Origin of the sequence: Arsenophonus sp. aPb, from assembly GCF_029873475.1 — a bacterium.
Taxonomy (GTDB): Bacteria; Pseudomonadota; Gammaproteobacteria; order Enterobacterales; family Enterobacteriaceae; genus Arsenophonus.
Genome location: NZ_CP123499.1, coordinates 2197545 through 2217597 on the forward strand (window position 1 = coordinate 2197545; position 20053 = coordinate 2217597).

General features: G+C 38.6%; 18 protein-coding genes. 4 read left to right on the forward strand and 14 right to left on the reverse strand.

The window, feature by feature from the left end; translation table 11 throughout:
- Positions 1 to 119: 119 nt before the first annotated feature.
- On the reverse strand, positions 120 to 320 hold the full coding sequence (locus tag QE177_RS09845) for a hypothetical protein (protein WP_280549193.1): 201 nt from the start codon (positions 318 to 320) through the stop codon (positions 120 to 122).
- A 503-nt stretch (positions 321 to 823) separates the two neighbouring features.
- Entirely contained in the window at positions 824 to 4714 is a 3891-nt protein-coding gene (purL, locus tag QE177_RS09850; RefSeq protein WP_280549195.1) for a phosphoribosylformylglycinamidine synthase, read from the reverse strand.
- A gap of 266 nt (positions 4715 to 4980) precedes the next feature.
- Between purL and mltF the strand changes: the two genes are divergently transcribed.
- The gene (gene mltF / locus QE177_RS09855) at positions 4981 to 6432 is read left to right on the forward strand and encodes a membrane-bound lytic murein transglycosylase MltF (RefSeq protein ID WP_280549197.1); all 1452 of its coding nucleotides are present in this window, start codon (positions 4981 to 4983) and stop codon (positions 6430 to 6432) included.
- Positions 6433 to 6512: 80 nt separating this feature from the next.
- On the opposite strand, the gene tadA is transcribed toward mltF, so the two are convergent.
- Positions 6513 to 6977, reverse strand: coding sequence for a tRNA adenosine(34) deaminase TadA (gene tadA / locus QE177_RS09860; protein ID WP_280552261.1), 465 nt, complete (start codon positions 6975 to 6977; stop codon positions 6513 to 6515).
- Positions 6978 to 7212: 235 nt separating this feature from the next.
- On the opposite strand from tadA, the gene QE177_RS09865 reads away from it, so the two are divergent.
- Entirely contained in the window at positions 7213 to 8055 is an 843-nt protein-coding gene (locus QE177_RS09865; protein ID WP_280549199.1) for a sulfatase-like hydrolase/transferase, read from the forward strand.
- 446 nt (positions 8056 to 8501) lie between these two features.
- Positions 8502 to 8762 carry a YfhL family 4Fe-4S dicluster ferredoxin gene (locus tag QE177_RS09870; RefSeq protein WP_280549201.1) on the forward strand — a complete coding sequence of 87 codons (261 nt, stop codon included), beginning with the start codon at positions 8502 to 8504 and terminating at the stop codon, positions 8760 to 8762.
- Here the strand turns inward: QE177_RS09870 and acpS are convergent.
- The 11 genes from acpS to rpoE form a co-directional block, all read right to left on the reverse strand.
- The gene (acpS, locus tag QE177_RS09875) at positions 8759 to 9139 is read right to left on the reverse strand and encodes a holo-ACP synthase (protein WP_280549203.1); all 381 of its coding nucleotides are present in this window, start codon (positions 9137 to 9139) and stop codon (positions 8759 to 8761) included. The genes QE177_RS09870 and acpS overlap by 4 nt on opposite strands.
- A complete protein-coding gene (pdxJ, locus tag QE177_RS09880) occupies positions 9139 to 9870 on the reverse strand; it encodes a pyridoxine 5'-phosphate synthase (protein WP_280549205.1) in 732 nt (243 codons plus the stop codon). Before pdxJ ends, acpS begins: the two co-directional genes overlap by 1 nt.
- A gap of 85 nt (positions 9871 to 9955) precedes the next feature.
- Complete coding sequence (gene recO, locus QE177_RS09885; protein ID WP_280549207.1) at positions 9956 to 10669, reverse strand: DNA repair protein RecO; 714 nt, start codon at positions 10667 to 10669, stop codon at positions 9956 to 9958.
- Between the two features lie 11 nt (positions 10670 to 10680).
- The gene (gene era / locus QE177_RS09890; protein WP_280549209.1) at positions 10681 to 11589 is read right to left on the reverse strand and encodes a GTPase Era; all 909 of its coding nucleotides are present in this window, start codon (positions 11587 to 11589) and stop codon (positions 10681 to 10683) included.
- Complete coding sequence (gene rnc / locus QE177_RS09895) at positions 11586 to 12290, reverse strand: ribonuclease III (protein WP_280549211.1); 705 nt, start codon at positions 12288 to 12290, stop codon at positions 11586 to 11588. Before rnc ends, era begins: the two co-directional genes overlap by 4 nt.
- A gap of 199 nt (positions 12291 to 12489) precedes the next feature.
- Entirely contained in the window at positions 12490 to 13458 is a 969-nt protein-coding gene (gene lepB, locus QE177_RS09900; protein WP_280549213.1) for a signal peptidase I, read from the reverse strand.
- Between the two features lie 18 nt (positions 13459 to 13476).
- Complete coding sequence (lepA, locus tag QE177_RS09905) at positions 13477 to 15273, reverse strand: translation elongation factor 4 (protein WP_280552262.1); 1797 nt, start codon at positions 15271 to 15273, stop codon at positions 13477 to 13479.
- Between the two features lie 244 nt (positions 15274 to 15517).
- Positions 15518 to 15976: a SoxR-reducing system protein RseC gene (gene rseC, locus QE177_RS09910; RefSeq protein ID WP_280549215.1), complete on the reverse strand. Its 459-nt coding sequence runs from the start codon at positions 15974 to 15976 to the stop codon at positions 15518 to 15520.
- Positions 15976 to 16935, reverse strand: coding sequence for a sigma-E factor regulatory protein RseB (gene rseB / locus QE177_RS09915; protein WP_280549217.1), 960 nt, complete (start codon positions 16933 to 16935; stop codon positions 15976 to 15978). The genes rseC and rseB overlap by 1 nt, the downstream gene beginning before the upstream one ends.
- A 5-nt stretch (positions 16936 to 16940) precedes the next feature.
- Positions 16941 to 17567, reverse strand: coding sequence for an anti-sigma-E factor RseA (gene rseA / locus QE177_RS09920; protein ID WP_280549219.1), 627 nt, complete (start codon positions 17565 to 17567; stop codon positions 16941 to 16943).
- 34 nt (positions 17568 to 17601) lie between these two features.
- Complete coding sequence (rpoE, locus tag QE177_RS09925; protein WP_026821687.1) at positions 17602 to 18177, reverse strand: RNA polymerase sigma factor RpoE; 576 nt, start codon at positions 18175 to 18177, stop codon at positions 17602 to 17604.
- A 249-nt stretch (positions 18178 to 18426) separates the two neighbouring features.
- Here rpoE and nadB point away from each other — a divergent pair, with 249 nt between their 5' ends.
- Positions 18427 to 20022, forward strand: a complete 1596-nt coding sequence (gene nadB / locus QE177_RS09930; protein ID WP_280552263.1) for an L-aspartate oxidase — start codon at positions 18427 to 18429, stop codon at positions 20020 to 20022.
- The last annotated feature ends 31 nt before the right edge of the window (positions 20023 to 20053 follow it).

A 20053-nucleotide genomic window follows, 5' to 3' on the forward strand; every position in this document is an offset into this window, starting at 1 on the left:
GGTAACAGAACTTTTATGCGATAGTGAATTTGGCTACCAATTTAATAAAAATATCTAATCGATTGTTATGTTAAAAACAGCCTTTTAATCACGAAAATCAAGGGTGAAATTTTAAATAATTAATAAGGAAATACAGCAAGGAAGGTAGATAACATTGCATCTAAGGCAATAAATACTTTATCGAATAACCCACTGCCTGCACCCCGCCCATATCGGCGAGGACAGCAGCGAATTTTTATAGATGGTGCCTCACTCCACGTGTCGCCCGATGTTTGATAAAGCAGGTTATAAGCTATATCATGCTGTTGGACGGTAGGCACCTTACTTTTGGCATCATTCCTGGCTTATGTGGTATACATCCCTCTATATTGGGACCGACATAAAAAGTTGAATGAGCAACTACCTAATATAATATGCAATTCATATGCCATCTTTTTCAAATTTATTATAATTAATTGAAATATAACAAAAAATAAATTTCTTAAGGCTTTAAAATGGTTTTTAATTAAATTTAATGCCCTGATTCTAGTAAAAATGTCGCCTATTAGCGACATTTCATTGAGTGAACTAGATACTAATAAAAAATCATACAATTAAATGTCTCCGTTTTGAGACAATTTATTTTACTTACTTTGCTAATTAGCGACAGTTATGGAATCTAATAAATAATTTTAATAAAAATTAACATTAAATTTCAGCTAAATTTAGCTCACAATCAAATTAATTTTTTACATATTTTCAATCAAAAGATTAAAGCTACATTTTATCTGCTATCACTAACCAAAATTTATCACTTTAATTAGCTATAGGAGAAAATATCTAATTAACCCAACTGCCGACGGGCATTACGGAAAATACGCATCCAGGGGCTATCTTCGCCCCACTCTTGAGGATGCCAGGAATGACTAACAGTACGAAATACTCGCTCCGGATGCGGCATCATAATAGTCGCCCGACCATCTAAGCTGGTTACCGCAGTAATACCGTTAATCGATCCATTTGGATTTGCTGGATACTGTTGAGTAACCTGACCATAATTATCAACAAAGCGTAGCGCGACTAAATGATTTTTTTCCAACAGGTCAAGATGAGCCATATTTCGCATCTCGACTTGTCCCTCACCATGAGAAACCGCTATTGGTAGTTGGCAACCGGCCATATCTTGTAACAATAGCGAAGGACTTTCCATCACTTTTACCAAGCTAAAACGCGCTTCAAAGCGTTCTGAACGATTACGTACAAATCGTGGCCAATGTTCAGCACCTGGAATTAATTGATTGAGATTAGACATCATTTGACAACCATTACATATGCCTAAAGATAAAGTATCAGAGCGAGTAAAAAAGCTAGCGAATTGGTCATGTACTCGTGTATTGAATAAAATTGATTTTGCCCAGCCTTCTCCCGCACCCAATACATCACCATAAGAAAAGCCACCACAGGCAACTAATAACTGAAAATCTGCGAGTTTTACTCTGTCTGCTAACAAATCACTCATATGCACATCGATGGCAGTAAAACCTGCACGGTGAAATGCAGCCGCCATTTCAACATGGGAATTGACACCCTGTTCACGTAAAACAGCCACTTTCGGTGCGCGGTTTGTCATAATATAGGGCGCAGCAATGTCATCTGCTGGATCAAAGTTTAATTTTACATTCAATCCCGGATCTGTCAGATCTTGTTTAGCCTGATGTTCTTGATCAGCACACTCAGGATTATCACGTAAACGTTGCATTTGCCAGCTGGTCTCAGCCCACCATAAACGCAATTGGCTACGCTTTTCGCGATAAATTTCTTTGCCGACACTGTTGATAGCAACAATATCGTCTTTAATTGCCTTACCAATATAATGTACACACTCAGCCAGCCCATGCTCAGCTAAACAAGCTGCCACCTTTTCCCTATCTGCTTGTTTGATTTGGATGACTGCACCTAATTCTTCACTGAATAAAGCCGCAAGGATATCTTTATCATAATGACCAATATCAATATTCAAACCACAGTGACCGGCAAATGCCATTTCGGCTAATGTCACAAATAGGCCACCATCAGAACGATCATGATAAGCTAATAATTTTTGTTCTTTAATCAGAGCCTGAATCCCATTAAAGAAACCGGCTAATAATTTAGCATCACGGACATCAGGTGGATAATCACCTAATTGCCGGTATACCTGCGCCAATGCTGAACCACCCAACGCATTATGACCCTGCCCGAGATCTATTAATAATAATGCATTATCTTGATCACTTTTCAGCTCAGGTGTAACCGTTAAACGAACATCTTCAACTCGAGAAAAAGCGGTAATAACAACAGAAAGTGGCGCGGTCATTTCACAAATCTGTTCGCCTTCATGCCAGGTGGTTTTCATTGACATAGAATCTTTACCAACCGGGATGGTTAGACCTAATGCTGGACATAGCTCCTCGCCAATCGCCTTCACGGCTTGATACAAACCTGCATCTTCACCAGGATGTCCGGCAGCTACCATCCAATTAGCGGAAAGTTTCACCCGTTTTAAACTCTGAACATAAGCAGCAGCGATATTGGTCAATGCTTCTCCAACTGCCATCCGACTAGATGCCGCATAATCCAATAGTGCTATTGGTGAGCGCTCACCGATAGACATAGCTTCGCCATAATAACTGTCTAAACTGGCTGTCGTGACCGCACAATCAGCAACCGGGATCTGCCAAGGACCAACCATTTGATCTCGCGCTACCATTCCGGTAACACTTCGATCGCCAATAGTAATCAGAAAAGTTTTCTCTGCGACCGCAGGTAAATGTAATACCCGTTTAACCGCTTCGGTTAAGGTTATCGTCTCTCGATTAATCGGCTTACCAGCTACATGTTGAGAACTAACATCACGTCGCATTTTTGGTGTTTTACCTAACAAAACATCAAGCGGCATGCAAATAGGCTGATTAGTAAAATAACTATCATTAAGCACTAGATCCCGATTTTCCGTTGCTTCACCAACAACGGCATATGGCGCGCGTTCTCGACGACAGATAGACTCAAATAAAGGAAGTTGTTCAGGTAACACTGCCAATACATAGCGCTCTTGAGATTCATTACACCAAATCTCACGTGGATTCATGCCTGGTTCATCATTCAATATTTGGCGTAGTTCGAATACCCCCCCTCGACCCGCATCATTTACTAGCTCAGGCATGGCATTAGAAAGCCCTCCTGCGCCAACATCATGAATAAATAAAATCGGATTATCGTCACCTAACTGCCAACAGCAATCAATAACCTCTTGACAACGACGCTCCATTTCAGGGTTATCACGTTGCACCGAGGCGAAATCAAGATCAATATCAGACTGCCCTGAAGTCATCGATGAAGCTGCGCCGCCTCCCAGCCCAATATTCATTGATGGGCCGCCTAATACAATTAATTTAGCGCCACTCGGAATATTGCCCTTTTGAATATGTTCTGCCCGAATATTACCTATACCACCTGCTAACATAATTGGTTTGTGATAGCCACGTAATTCTGCTCCATTATGACTATTCACTTGTTCTTCATAAGTACGAAAATAACCTAACAAAGCGGGTCGGCCAAATTCATTATTAAAAGCGGCGCTACCCAATGGCCCATCAAGCATAATATCAAGCGCACTAACAATACGCTGCGGTTTACCAAAATTTTGTTCCCAAGGTTGTTTAAAACCTGGAATACGTAAGTTAGAAACAGCAAATCCGACTAAGCCCGCTTTAGGCTTTGCACCACGTCCTGTTGCGCCTTCATCGCGTATTTCTCCGCCCGAGCCAGTTGCAGCGCCTGGCCAAGGAGAAATAGCTGTCGGGTGGTTATGAGTTTCTACTTTCATCAAAATATGTGCATTTTCATAATGATAATCATACTTACCGCTTATTGGATCAGGAAAAAAACGCCCAATATTCGATCCTTCCATCACAGCAGCGTTATCTTTATAAGCAGATAAAATATAATCTGGCGTTTGTTGATAAGTATTTTTTATCATATTAAACAAAGAATTAGGCTGTTTTTTACCATCAATAACCCAACTGGCATTAAATATTTTATGCCGACAATGTTCTGAATTAGCTTGCGCAAACATATAGAGTTCAACATCCGTTGGATTCCGCCCTAATGTTTGGAAGGCATGCATCAAATAATCAATTTCATCTGTGGCTAACGCTAACCCTAATTCAGTATTTGCCAATTCAAGTGCGCGACGACCATTTTTTAATATTTCTATTGTTACCATCGGCGCTGGCTTATGATGCACAAAGAGTGATTTTACCTGCTCAAAAGAAGTCCAAACAGCTTCAACCATTCGATCATGCAAAATGACAGATAAATCATCCAATTGTGATATATCCAATGGTGCAGAATAAATAATATAATAAGCAATCCCACGCTCAAGCCGGATCACCTGCTGTAATCCACAGTTATGAGCAATATCCGTTGCCTTTGAAGACCAAGGTGAAATAGTGCCTGGCCGTGGAGTAACCAAAAGTAACTGGCCTGTAGGCTGTTGCTCAGTTAATGAGGGGCCATAATGAAGCAATTTACTCAGTTTTTGTCGATCATCCTGATTTAATGGCGCACCAAGTTCAGCAAAGTGTACATATTCAGCATAAATGTCAATAACCGGCAGTTGTTGCTGTTGGCATAAAGATAGAAGCTTAGTAATGCGAAATGTCGATAAAGCAGGTGAGCCACGCAGGATTTCCATAGTAATAGGTTCTCTTAACTTATAAAGCTGGCCTGAAGCATAGGGTTCAGGAAAACTGGCCGACTATTATAAAGCATCATGAGCCATTACGAAACCGTTTGCGTGAACATTTATCACTCACTAGGAAATGTTAAAGATATGTAAAATAGATTAAATTACGTTGCAAATCCTTTTTTTGTTAAGCAAAATGTCGGGCTCTTAAAAAATTGGCCATAATTTGGTCATTTTAATTAAGATAATATGTTTAACTAACGAGATATAACCATTTGATTAATATTAGAATTAATTATCTTGTTATCGTTATTGTCTCTATAATTTCTGTTGGTGTCATTGCACTTAATTTTGAGTGGCCCAACCAGCAGCAAGACCAGGTGAAGAGAATTATTTCTCGTGGTGAACTACGTGTAAGTACCATTAATTCACCACTTATGTCTTTTAACGATAAGCAAGAAGCAAGCGGATTTGATTACGAACTGACTAAACGCTTTGCCGATTATCTTGGCGTAAAGCTACGTATCAATGTACGTTCAAATATCAATCAACTTTTTAATGATCTTGAAAACGGTAATAGTGACTTCATTACTGCAGGACTTCTTTACAATGAGAAGCGCCTCGATAAAGCACAGCCGGGGCCTGCCTATTATACCGTTTCACAACAACTGATTTATCGCAAAGGGATAAATCGTCCACGCTCTTTAAATGATGTAAAAGGGAAATTTGTCGTTGCAACAGATTCAGTACACGCGAGTACACTGCAACGGTTGAAGCAAAAATATCCTAATCTCCAGTGGGAAGAAACCAGTCATTATAATGCGACTGAGTTATTACAACTGCTAGCCGAAGGGAAAATTGATTATACCTTAGAAAACTCTATTGTCGTCGCCATGCAGCAACGCATTCATCCGAACATTGCAGTTGCTTTTAATGTTAGCGATGATCATAGCCTTAATTGGTATATGAAACGCTCGAAAGATAATAGTCTAAATGCAGCAATGTTAGACTTCTTCAATAAAAGCAAAGAAGAAGAACTTTTAACACGCTTAGATGAAAAATATTTTGGCCATGTTGCTAGCTTTGATTATTTTGATACGCTTTCTTTTATTACTGCGATTAATAAAACTTTGCCAACTTATAAACATCTATTTAAAAAATATGCAGAAGATATGGATTGGCGGCTACTCGCAGCAATTTCCTGGCAGGAATCACACTGGGATCCACTTGCCACATCACCAACTGGTGTTCGTGGTTTAATGATGCTTACAGTACCTACTGCACAAACTATGGGTGTGTCAGATAGGCTGGATCCAGAGGAAAGTATTAAAGGTGGCGCTGCTTATTTACAATACCTAATGTCACGTGTACCAACCACTATTGCGCCTGATGATCGTATTTGGTTTGCATTATCGGCTTATAATATGGGATTGGGTCATATGCTCGATGCTAGAAAACTGACACGCCTACAAGGTGGTGATCCAGACAGTTGGTTAGATGTAAAAGCTAGACTTCCCTTACTCAGTAAGAAAAAATATTTTGCTAAATTAACTTACGGTTATGCACGTGGCTATGAAGCCTATCGTTATGTGGAAAATATTCGCCGTTATCACCAAAGCTTGGTGGGTTACCTACAGAATAAGGAAATGAATCAAAATATGCAGCTTGCTGCCAGGGATCCTCTTTTATTCTCTAGAACCAGCAGTAAAAAAGAAAGTAGTGATTAATTTAGCCAATAATTACTAAATAGTATTAGCCCCTTACTTCTGCCTAAGTAGCTTCACTAAGCTGCTTAGGCAGATTTAATTTAACAGTGCGGTACTTTCTTGGCCAATTTTTTTTCTGCTCGACGCTGTTTAAAAAAAGAACTTAACATCGCCGAACATTCATCGGCCAAAATCCCTCCCAATACCAGAATACGATGATTCATCTCAGGATGATTAAAAACATCAATTACTGAGCCCGCAGCACCGGTTTTTTGATCATAGGTACCATAAACTAAGCGACTGATGCGCGCATGGATCATGGCCCCAGCACACATAATACAAGGCTCTAATGTCACATAAAGGGTAGTATTAAGTAAGCGATAATTTTGTAAATATTGACCACCTGCGCGCAAAGCTAAAATTTCTGCATGCGCACATGGATCATGATCCGAAATAGGCTGATTCCAACCTTCCGCAATCAATTTATTTTCATGAACCAATACTGCACCTACTGGAATTTCACCTTTTGCTTGCGCATTTTCTGCGAGTAAAATAGCCTTTCGCATCCAATAAACATCTTTTTTGGCTTGTTCCACGAATAAAAAACCTCAAAAAATTAACTTATATGGTAAAAGTTGTTATAACATAATATCAATCTATGGTTTAATAACACTGAAGCAGATAATAAATTACCTTAATAAATCATCTGCAACATAATCTATGTTATTCTATAAATTTAGTCTACTTGACCCTATTCATCTTTCATTAAAGATAATAACCTAACTAACACGTGTATATTAAATGATAAAAAAATTAATAAATAACAATCAGTATTTTTTGCTGAAAATATTGCTACTTACTATATTATTTAGCCTAATTCATTACGCAATGGGCTACCCACCAAGACTAAACTATACAGCGGGTATCGTCGCATTACTTATCGTTATCAGTCCATTACGGATAATATATTGTGGGTTTATTATCATATTTACAATTATTGCAGCGCTATATTTTCCGGCCAGGTTTCTGTATGGTGCACCCTCACTCACTATAGCAACATCGGTTACTTACACCAATTTACATGAAGCAATAGAATTTATTACTAATATTCCATACTATCTTTATATTGGATCATTATTTATTTTACTATTCGGTTTTTTCTGTGCAAAATTTAAGCTTAATAGCTCAAAAAAAATAAAGGTCTGGGCTTTTATTACCTTTCTGCTGTTTCTTTTCTATGGTCCAATAAAGGATTATAACGCAGAAAATTATGATCTTACCATTCATCATACTGACCGAATCATTAATGATATATTTAAAGTCATTAATGAAAAGAAAATAGATTTTAATTTAATTTATACCGCCGATCATGGCGAAATTGTTAATGTGGGTCATGGATTAGAAAAGGGAAGAGAACAATATTTGATCCCCTTTATGTATAAATCAACCAATAATCATTTTAATTGTGATTTTATTAAATCTTTTCGTAATAAAGAAGGATATTTGAGTGGTTTGATGAATAAATATATCTTATCAGAACTTCTTGGCTATGAAATTGATAAAAATATTCTTAGAAACGAAAGAGAATATGATAGGGTATTAACCGCCAATGAAAATATTTTACCTTTTTCCTCAATAGAATAACAATGACTTAGCAACAATAATGTTGGCTTTCAATTTGAAGGCCAACCTTAGATTATATTTTTTGCTATTTAGATCGACACAATTTAGCTAAATGTTTAAAATAGGTTTAGCTGCTGCAATAATAGATTTCATGTATGAGTTTATATAAAGGATTTACACGAAATTTTCAGCGCTCTAAAACATCTCAATATTCATCAGAATCAGCTTTTTGTCTTGGTATTGTTCTGACTAGCATTGAATTTGTTTTTAGAACAAAACAATAAATTTAATGCTCATACCCTTTACATTATTAAGATAGTAAAAGTGATATGTTTGGCTATTTTTGTATTACTGAATTGTTTTTTTCAAGATACACTGTACGAAATTATCAATTATAGATAAAATTAACTAATGCTTTTCATACATAACTTACTGATATTTATCCAAATTACTTATAATATATTGATATGTCCTTATTAATTACAAAACGCTGTATCAACTGTGATATGTGTGAACCAGAATGTCCTAATGAAGCAATTTCAATGGGAGAAGAGTTTTACCAAATCAATCCCAATCTTTGTACTGAATGCATTGGCCACTATGATAAGCCAACTTGCCAATCCGTTTGTCCGATCAGTAATACCATTGTTAAAGATCCTAATAATCCTGAAACAGAAGAACAATTATGGGATAAATTTGTCCTATTACATCATGCCGATAAAATTTAACTTTCCATAATCACCGTGGCACAAGCATAATTTTGTTCATCAGATAATGATACATGAATATACTGCACGCCTAATGAATCAGCCAATATTTTTGCTTGTCCTAACAAATTCAGCCCAGGCTTACCTAACTTATCATTAAAAACTTCAAATTGATTAAGTGCTAAACCATTTCGGATCCCCGTTCCTAAAGCTTTTGCCGCTGCTTCTTTGACAGCAAAGCGCTTTGCCAAAAAACGGACTGGCTGAGAGTGACTTTGATATTGTCGCCATTCTTGAGCAGACAATATACGTTTTGCCAGGCGTTCTTCTAAACGCTCGATAATCTGCTCAATCCGTATAATTTCAACCAGATCGGTACCCAATCCAATAATCGCCATTAATTACGCGCCTCACGAAGAATTTTCTTCATATCACTCACCGCCATCGCCATGCCACTAAAAAGGGCGCGCCCAATAATCGCATGACCAATATTAAGTTCATATATATCTGGCAACTGCGCAATACGCTGGACATTATGGTAAGTTAGCCCATGACCCGCATTGACCTTAAGCTTTTTCGCCGTAGCATAACTTACCGCTTGCTTAATACGTTTAAACTCTTCTTCCTGCTTTAACTCGCTGTTAGCGTCAGCATAAGCACCGGTATGAATTTCAATAAAGGGCGCCCCAATTTCCACTGCCGCATCAATTTGTTTATCGTTAGGATCAATGAATAAAGAAACCGTGATACCTGCTTTGGCTAATCGTTTGACAGCCATTGCGACTAACGCTTGTTGGCCAACAACGTCAAGCCCACCTTCCGTCGTAACTTCTTCACGTCGCTCTGGTACCAGGCAACAAAATTGAGGTTTGATCTGACAGGCAATATTGACCATCTCATCTGTTATTGCCATCTCCAGATTCATCCGCGTTTGTAACGTTTGGCGAAGTAACTTAACGTCACGATCAGTAATATGGCGGCGATCTTCACGCAAATGGACTGTGATCCCATCTGCACCAGCTTGTTCAGCAAGAAATGCAGCATGTATCGGATCCGGATATTGGGTTCCCCGTGCATTGCGCACTGTCGCAACATGATCAATATTAACGCCTAATAATAACTCTGCCATATTAAACTCCTGTTATCCATCTCATAGTTTGAATTTCATTTATCCATGCAATCATAATATCTTCAAATAGGTTTATGTCCCAGCATTAACGCATTTTAGGCAATATGAGCTGGTAAAAAAGCTCGCGGCTTTTTAATGGAGTTCCCCCCAAATAAGGTTTCAGCGCAATACGTGTAAAACGCTTAGCTGCTTTTAGTGTATCGACATCAGGAAACTCACGACAGGCAAATGCCTTAAGCTGCTTGCCGGTAAAACTCAAGTGATCAATAACCAAACTGGCAATAAAACCTTTCTCTTCCCGATAACGGTAAGTCATGCTATCTATCACCGATTCACCGCTACCGGAGCAGTGTAAAAAATCAACACCATAACCTAAATGAGATAACAATGATAATTCAAAACGGCGCAATGCATGTTCCGGCGTAGATTCACTGCCAGCCAATATCTGCAAACAGGTAAGGTATTCAAAAAATAGGCTTTGAAAAGGGATGTTGTAGGCTAAAACTCGCGCAAGCAATTCATTAACATATAGACCGCTGTACAGCACGGTACCGGTAAATGGTAGCGCTAAAGAAATTGGTTCTGCGCCACGCAACGTTTTCATTTCTCCCTTGCCTCCCCAACGGATCAGCAAGGGCGTAAAGGGTTGTAAACAGCCTTTTAAATTAGAACGTCGGCTACGAGCACCCTTGGCCAATAGTCGAATTCGCCCCTCATTTTCGGTGAAAAAATCTAACAATAAACTCGTTTCACTATAAGGGCGAGTATGAAGTACAAATGCACGTTGCCAACCGTCCACGGAAATCCGCCTTAATGAAGATCATCCATATAGCCTAAACTACGCAGTGCACGTTCATCATCGGCCCATCCAGCTTTAACTTTCACCCAAAGTTCAAGATGAACTTTAGTCGCAAAAAGTTTTTCCATATCCATCCGAGCTTCGATGCCAATTTTCTTAATTTTGCTACCTTTATTGCCAATAACCATTTTTTTCTGGCCATCTCTTTCAACCAAAATCAGACCATGAATGTTATAGCCACCGCGTTCATTTACCACGAATTGCTCAATTTCAACTGTGACTGAATAGGGTAGTTCATCGCCGAGAAAACGCATTAACTTCTCACGAATAATTTCAGAAGCCATAAAGCGTTGTGAACGATCGGTAATATAGTCTGCTGGAAAATGATGTGCTGCTTCAGGCATATGTTGACGGACTATTTTAGTAATAATATCGATACCGGTACCTTTTTCCGCACTAATCGGCACAATATCCAGAAAATTCATTTGCTTGCTAAGAAATTCAATATGGGGTAGTAAGCGAGTTTTATCTACCACATTATCAATTTTATTGATCACTAATAATACCGGACAAGGCAAATGACGCAGTTTATTTATCACCATCTCATCATCAGTTGTCCAATGTGTACCTTCAACAACAAAAATAATTAGTTCCACATCACCAATTGAACTACTTGCTGCCCGATTCATTAAACGATTTATTGCGCGCTTTTCTTCTACATGTAATCCGGGTGTATCGATATAAATCGTTTGATAATTATTTTCTGTCTCAATTCCCATGATGCGATGACGGGTTGTCTGTGGTTTACGAGAAGTAATAGAAACCTTTTGCCCGAGTAATTGATTCAGTAATGTTGATTTACCCACATTTGGACGCCCTACAATAGCGACAAATCCACAATAGGTTTTCGGTTTGCTCATTCAAGCTCCAATATTTTTAATGCCTGCTCAGCGGCTGCTTGTTCAGCCTTACGACGACTTGAACCCACACCTTCTACAGGTTCCTTTATACCACTAACCTGACAATGAATAGTAAATTCCTGATCGTGCGCTTCACCGCGAACTTGAACTACTAAATAACTTGGTAAAGGTAGATGGCGTCCCTGTAAATACTCTTGTAAACGTGTTTTAGGATCTTTTTGCTTATCGCCGGGGCTAATTTCTATTAATCGAGTGTCATACCAAGCCAAAACAATTTGTTCAGTGGTTTGAATATCACTATCTAAAAAAATACTGCCAATTAAAGCTTCGATAGTATCTGCCAATATTGATTCTCGACGAAAACCACCACTTTTTAATTCACCTGGCCCTAAACGCAAACATTCGCCCAAATCAAACTCTCGTGCAAGCTCAGCCAAGGTATTACCTCTGACCAATGTTGCTCGCATACGACTCATATCACCTTCATCAACTTTAGGAAAACGATGGTAAAGATCATTAGCAATCACAAAACTAAGGATTGAATCGCCTAAAAATTCCAATCTCTCATTATGACCACTGCTGGCACTACGATGAGTTAATGCTTGCTTCAATAATTCAATTTGTTTAAAAGCATAGCCAAGCTTACGCTGTAGCTGTTTAATTTCTTGCCGCTCTGACCACTCAATTAAAGAAGAATTCATGTGCTACCAATTATTTTATTATCAAATTACAAAAAGCATACGCAACAGATCTGTAAAATTAATTTTTACAAAGCTGTTGCGTTGGCAGGTTTCCTAATATCGTTCAAGAAACCATCATTTTTGGTTATCTCGCTATATTCTATATCGATTGCTATATAAATCAATTTAGCATCAATGATTAGTTTATCTTATTATTTTATTAATTAATTGTACCAATACGACTTAAACGTACCCCTGTTGGCCATTCACCCTCGTGTTTATCAAGGCTAAACCAGATAATAACGGCACGACCAACTAAATTTTCTTCTGGGACAAAACCCCACATACGGCTATCTGCACTATTATCCCGATTATCTCCCATCATAAAATAGTGTTTAGGAGGAACAATCCATTCATTGGCTGGTAAACCAGGCTGTTGATAACGTGACTGGGTATAAACTTGTGGGATCACTAAGATTTCATGGCTAGTTTCATCTAATTTTTCGATTCTTTCCGCTTGACGTAATGCATTAGTTGGAACTGGTTCACCCAATGGAATTTGATAACTCCCTTTCTGGCTTTCTACCATAGAATCGATATTAAAAAATAGAGACCATTCACTCTCTTTTAATGAAGAATAGATAATTGGTAACGCTCGCTCACAGTTTGAAATTGAACAATTCGGGTATATACGTAACTCTTTTTGTTCAGGATCATAAACAATTTTATCACCAGGTAGACCAATAACACGTTTAACAAAATCTACACTAGGATCTTTAGGATATTTAAATACCGCAATATCACCACGTTTAGGTTTTCCTGTTTCCAATAATGTTGTTTGTGTAACAGGATCTTTTAATCCATAAGCAAACTTTTCCACTAGTATAAAATCACCGACTAACAAAGTAGGCATCATTGAACCTGATGGGATTTGAAACGGCTCATAAATAAATGAGCGTATTATTAATACAATCGCTAATATCGGAAAAATAGATGAACAAGTATCAACCCATGATGGTTTATGTATGCTTTCTGCTAAATGCGTCTGCTCTACGCTTCCCTCAATAACCTTTTGCTGCTGCGCCATTTTTTTCTTACGAGCAGGTGCTAATTTAAAACGATCAATAAGCCAGATAATCCCTGTAATTAAAGTCGCCAGCGATAAAATCAAAGAAAAAGTGTTAGCCATTATGACTCCTTATAACGGTTAGTTATCTTTACCTACATGAAGGATTGCAAGGAATGCTTCCTGCGGTAGTTCAACATTACCAACCTGCTTCATTCGTTTCTTACCTTCTTTCTGTTTCTGTAGTAATTTTTTCTTACGGCTAACATCACCACCATAACATTTAGCTAATACATTTTTACGTAATTGTTTCACCGTTGAACGCGCTATAATATGGGTACCAATAGCAGCCTGAATTGCAATATCAAATTGCTGGCGCGGGATCAGATCTTTCATTTTCTCTACCAGCTCACGACCACGGTATGGTGCATTTGCACGATGCGTAATCAATGCTAAGGCATCCACTCTTTCGCCATTAATTAACACATCTACCCGCACCATATCTGCCGCTTGGAAACGGACAAAACCATAATCCAATGAAGCATATCCCCGTGAAGTCGATTTCAAACGATCAAAGAAATCTAACACGACCTCAGCCATAGGAATTTCATAGGTTAATGCGACCTGATTACCATGATAGACCATATTAGTCTGCACGCCGCGTTTTTCTACGCATAACGTAATGACATTACCAAGATATTCCTTAGGCATTAACATGTTACATTCTGCAATCGGTTCACGTAATTCATTTATGCTATTAAGCGCAGGTAACTTAGAGGGACTATCAACATAGATGACATCACCATTTGTTAGCTCAACTTCATAAATAACTGTAGGTGCAGTTGTTATAAGATCCAGATCATATTCACGTTCCAAACGCTCCTGAATAATCTCCATATGAAGTAGACCAAGAAAACCACAACGAAATCCAAAACCTAATGCAGTCGAACTCTCTGGTTCATAAAATAACGAAGCATCATTCAAACTTAATTTAGCTAAAGCGTCACGAAATGCTTCATAATCATCAGAACTAATGGGGAATAAACCGGCGTAAACCTGTGGTTTTACTTTTTTAAAGCCAGGCAACGCCTGTTCAGCAGGATGACGAGCGCCGGTCAATGTATCGCCAACCGGCGCGCCGTGAATATCTTTTATGGCACAAACCAACCAACCTACTTCGCCACAATTTAGCTGTTGGCGATCAATGCGTTTGGGTGTGAAAATACCTAAGCGATCAACATTATAAAGCTGGCCAGAGCTCATCACTTTAATTTTATCGCCTTTACCAAGAGTACCATTTTTAATCCGTACCAGCGAAACAACGCCTAAGTAATTATCAAACCACGAATCGATAATCAATGCCTGCAAAGGGGCTGCCGGATCACCATCTGGCGGTGGGATCTCTTTAACCAGACGTTCAATTACTTCCTGTACTCCTAACCCAGTTTTTGCCGAACAACGGACCGCGTCATGCGCATCTATGCCAACAATATCTTCAATTTCTTCAGCTACCCGATCAGGCTCAGCCGCAGGTAAATCAATTTTATTTAGCACAGGAACAACTTCTAAATCCATCTCAATCGCAGTATAACAATTAGCAAGGGTTTGCGCTTCTACACCTTGCCCGGCATCAACAACGAGTAATGCACCTTCACAAGCAGCTAATGAACGGGATACTTCATAAGAGAAGTCCACATGGCCGGGAGTATCAATAAAATTAAGCTGATAAGTTTCGCCGTCACTGGCTTTATAATCAAGGGTAACACTCTGCGCTTTTATCGTGATCCCTCGTTCCCGCTCCAAATCCATCGAGTCTAATACCTGGGCTGCCATTTCACGATCAGAAAGGCCACCGCAAATCTGAATAATACGATCCGACAGAGTTGATTTACCATGATCAATATGAGCGATGATGGAAAAATTTCTTATATGTTTGATTTTCAAGGTTATATCTTCTTCTAAATGGCCTTATAAAATCAGTTTTAGCGATAGTTTAGCCTACAAAGCTAAAACTAATAAAAGCTGTTATAACAATCTTGGGAATGCATTTTACATATAAGCGACAAACAACTCAAAGAATCATTAATAATGAAAAGTCGTTTTTATAAATAAGACGTTTATACGCATAGATTAGTGACGATTTGTTATTACTAACAATAGGCATTTAGACTTACTATGTCATTCAAACTTGTTCTTTTAATTCATCAGGCGGTAAACCGATTTGTAAAATGGTAGGTTGATATAGGGTTTCTTTTTCCCAATAACGTGCGATTTTTTTTGCTAGAAAAAAACCAACACTTGCGCCAATAACGGCACCTAAAAATATAATAAATTGATTTAAAAAAAGAAATTGCATAACCCCACTGCCGATAAAAAGCCCAACAAGTGGGGTAAGGTAAAGAAGCATCGCTGAACGTAATAGACTGCCTTCTGGTATCCCTACTTCAACTTTCTGACCAACCACCAAAGGCTGACTGACCTCAAGTTCTAATTGATACTCAGTTTTCGGTCCTATTTTATTTAGAATATAAGATCCGCAAGTTGAACGAGCAGCGCAACTACCACAACCGGAAGTAGAACCATATCGCAAAACAGCGCGACCATTATGCCAACGCACTACAGTTGCCCACTCTTTAACCATTAGTTTGCCTCTTTAAAACTAACATTAGCTGCAATCTGGCTAGCAGTTAGCAATGGTAATTGACCCATAATCGTAACCTCATATTGCCCCTTTATTACCGTGTAAATGGTTAAACCACCTTTACGAAAGGGCTGTTCAATAAGTTTATGATCGCCTGCCTTAGTGACATTAATAGAAAAACTAAATAACCCATCATTAAATATCATGGTCTCTAAAAATTCATTCGTGGCTATCTCTTTACAGTTACGAGAAATTTCTTCAAATCCCAACGGAAGTTGATTTATTTGCCAGTTAAATTGCTTAGTAATTGATTTGGGAATGAGTAATAAAGGAGGCATATTCAACGATGCAATCACATGCATCGATTTCAGCAACGCTTGACTATTAAAAACCACAGAAACAACTCTAAATTGTTCCAATATTTCATTTTTACTATCTAATAGATCAATGCGCATTGGTAACTTGGTTTTTTCATCAATTAATAAGATATAACTAAAACGTGAACTATCTTTTGGTATAACCCGAATAACCTGACAGCTTATATCACCAATATGCGTTCTGCCTAGCTTAATAAAATTGTAATAGGATTGCAGTTTAGTAAAATTAGCAAAAATGACTGATGGCAAATAATCAACGATATAAGTGCCCTCTAAACTAAAAGAATCAAAGCCGGGTTCAAAGTAGCTAATTTGATTACCTTTTTGAATAATTTCACGACGAGAACTATCCATCTGCATTATCTGAGCGATGGGCTTATTGTTAATAATGACATGACGATATCTAATCGGCGTTATGCCTTGAGGATTGACAATAATAAATGATAATTCGTAAGGCAAAGATTTTACCGCATTACCCATATCAGTTAATAAAATTTCAGCCGATAATTCTTTGGCATAGGAATGTAAAGGCAACAATAAACCGCCCAACAAAAAAAAGAGGGCGGATAACCAATGCTTCATTACTGCTATTCTGCTCCTGAGTGAGGTTTTTCTACTACTGGTGAAGACGATGTTACACTTTGATTCAGCGTTGAACGACGCTCAAGCTCATATTGCTGTAACATCAAACCAAGTCGGCGATTACGTTGTTCTAACTGTTCGGTTTGCGGTTGAGCAAACAATTGATCGTTAGAAACATTTAAACTCACAGGCGACGCAGCACCCATGATAGGTACTGTATTAAATATGGGTGAGTCAGATTTGCCATCCGTTTCTATATTAGACGTATTATAATTCTGAACACCAGCAATAACAGCTACGGCAACGCTGGCTGCTACACCAACTTGCGTTATCTGATTAGCCCAAGGGCGAAGCTTACGCCAAAAAGGCATTAAACGCCAGGTAGCTGGCTCAGGTTGTGACTCCGGTATTGCATCAGGCGCAATTTGGATAGGCTCACTTGCCAACGCCTGTTCTACTTTACCTGTAATATCAAGATGGATAACTTCGTTGATATCACCTCTCAGACTGTCTCGGATAAGATGGTAGCTCTCCCATCGTTTCTGTAACGAAACATCTTGTAAAATGGTATGGATCAATTCTGAATCAAAGATCTCTCCATCCATTAAAGCGGAAAGTCTCTCTCTATGCATGCCAAAGTACCCTTCAGTAAAATGTGAACCACCCTTAATTTCGTATTAGTGGTTGCACTTTATTATCAATAGCTTCCCTTGCCCGAAAAATGCGCGAACGAACTGTACCAACAGGACAATCCATAATAAGCGCTATCTCCTCATAACTCAGTCCATCTAACTCCCTCAGCGTAATTGCCAGACGTAAATCTTCAGGAAGTGACTCTATGGTCCGGAAAACTACTTTTTTCAATTCTTCTGACAACATTAAATTCTCAGGGTTCGAAATTTCTTTTAATGCATTAGAAGCTTCAAAATTTTCTGCATTAACTACATCTAAATCATTCGATGGCGGTCGACGTCCTTGGGATATAAGATAATTTTTGGCTGTATTTACTGAGATTCGGTAAAGCCAAGTATAAAATGCGCTTTCTCCACGAAATGAACCGATAGCGCGATAAGCTTTAATAAAGGACTCTTGTGCTACATCCGGTACATCTCCCTGTGGTACATAACGAGAAACAAGGCTCACAACTTTATTCTGGTATCGAATAACCAGTAAATTAAAAGCTTTTTTATCCCCTTTTTGTACCCGTTCAACCAGCACCTGGTCTGTCAACTGCTCGCTCATCCGAGGTCACTTCTCCCGAAAATAAGCCTCATATTTTCCTTTTTTGAACCCGCCATGTTTTCTCTCATTTGTAAGCAAGCATTTTTTTGAGTGACAAAAACTTGCAAAGTTCCAGTCAATTTAAATTATTTTATATTTAATTTTAGCTAAACCATAAGAAAAGTTCTTTCAAGGTCACCATATTTACTCTAAATAAAAGAATAGGCTAACATGGTAATTTACTCTATTCCCAAACCTTAGTAATAAAATATTATGCCATCAACACAACATTATACGGATATTTTAATCATTGGTAGTGGCATCGCCGGTCTATCGTTAGCGCTTCGATTAGCGCCACAATACCAAATAACCATACTTAGTAAAAACATTTCAACTGAAGGCGCATCTTACTATGCCCAAGGTGGAATTGCAGCGGTTTTTGATCAAACTGATAGCATAGAAGCCCATGTTAAAGATACTTTAATTGCCGGGGCCGGGCTATGTGATAAAAAAATCGCTGAATTTGTCGCCTGTAATGCTCACCACTGTGTGCAGTGGCTGATTGAGCAAGGTGTTTTATTTGATAAAGAGATTAATCAAGCAGGTAAAGAACAATATCATCTGACGAAAGAAGGTGGCCATAGCCATCGGCGTATTCTTCATTATACCGACGCAACAGGTAAACAAGTAGAAACAACGTTAATTGAAAAAGCCATCCAGCATCCAAATATCACAATTAAGGAGCAACATAATGCTATCGATTTGATCCGTTCAGATAAAGATCCAGCGACTATTACCGGTGCTTACATTTGGGATCTCGATCACCAACAGATTGTTCTTTGTCAGGCAAAAGTGACTGTTTTAGCAACCGGGGGAGCCGCAAAAGTATATCAATATACCACGAATCCCGATATTTCATCAGGGGATGGGATTGCAATGGCCTGGCGAGCCGGCTGTCGTGTAGCCAATCTTGAATTTAATCAATTTCATCCGACTTGTCTTTATCATCCACAAGCACGCAATTTTCTACTAACTGAAGCTTTACGAGGGGAAGGTGCCTATCTTAAACGACCTGATGGAAGCCGCTTTATGCCTGATTTTGATAAAAGAGCGGAACTCGCCCCTCGTGATATCGTTGCCCGTGCCATTGATCATGAAATGAAACGCTTAGGGGCAGATTGTATGTTTCTTGATATTAGCCATCAGCCCGAAAGCGCGATAAAACAACATTTTCCTACTATCTATCAGAAATTAGCCACATTAGGTATTGACATGACTAATGAGCCAATTCCAATTGTACCTGCTGCCCATTATACTTGCGGTGGTGTTATGGTGGATCAGTATGGGCAAACGGATCTTCGACATCTCTATGCTATTGGTGAAGTCAGTTATACTGGGTTACATGGCGCCAACCGGCTAGCATCAAATTCATTATTAGAGTGTCTCGTCTATGGATGGTCTGCGGCAAAACAGATTAAACAACAAATCAAACAAATTGATAAGCCATCAACATCCACAAAATGGGAAGAAAATCAATGTCATAATTTAGATGAACAAGTTGTTATCCAACATAACTGGCATGAGTTAAGATTGTTTATGTGGGATTATATGGGCATTGTTAGAACAACTAAACGACTGACACGCGCATTACGCCGTATCCATTTACTACAACAAGAAATAGATGAATACTATTCAAATTTCTGTATATCAAGTAATTTATTGGAACTGCGTAATCTCGTTCAAGTGGCTGAATTGATGATCCTTTGTGCACTTAAGCGTAAAGAGAGTCGTGGATTACATTACACATTAGATTATCCGCAACAACAACCGGATGCTAAACCGACTATTTTGACCCCCTTCACTTAAATGACTAAAGAGGGGAATATAATTACCCTCT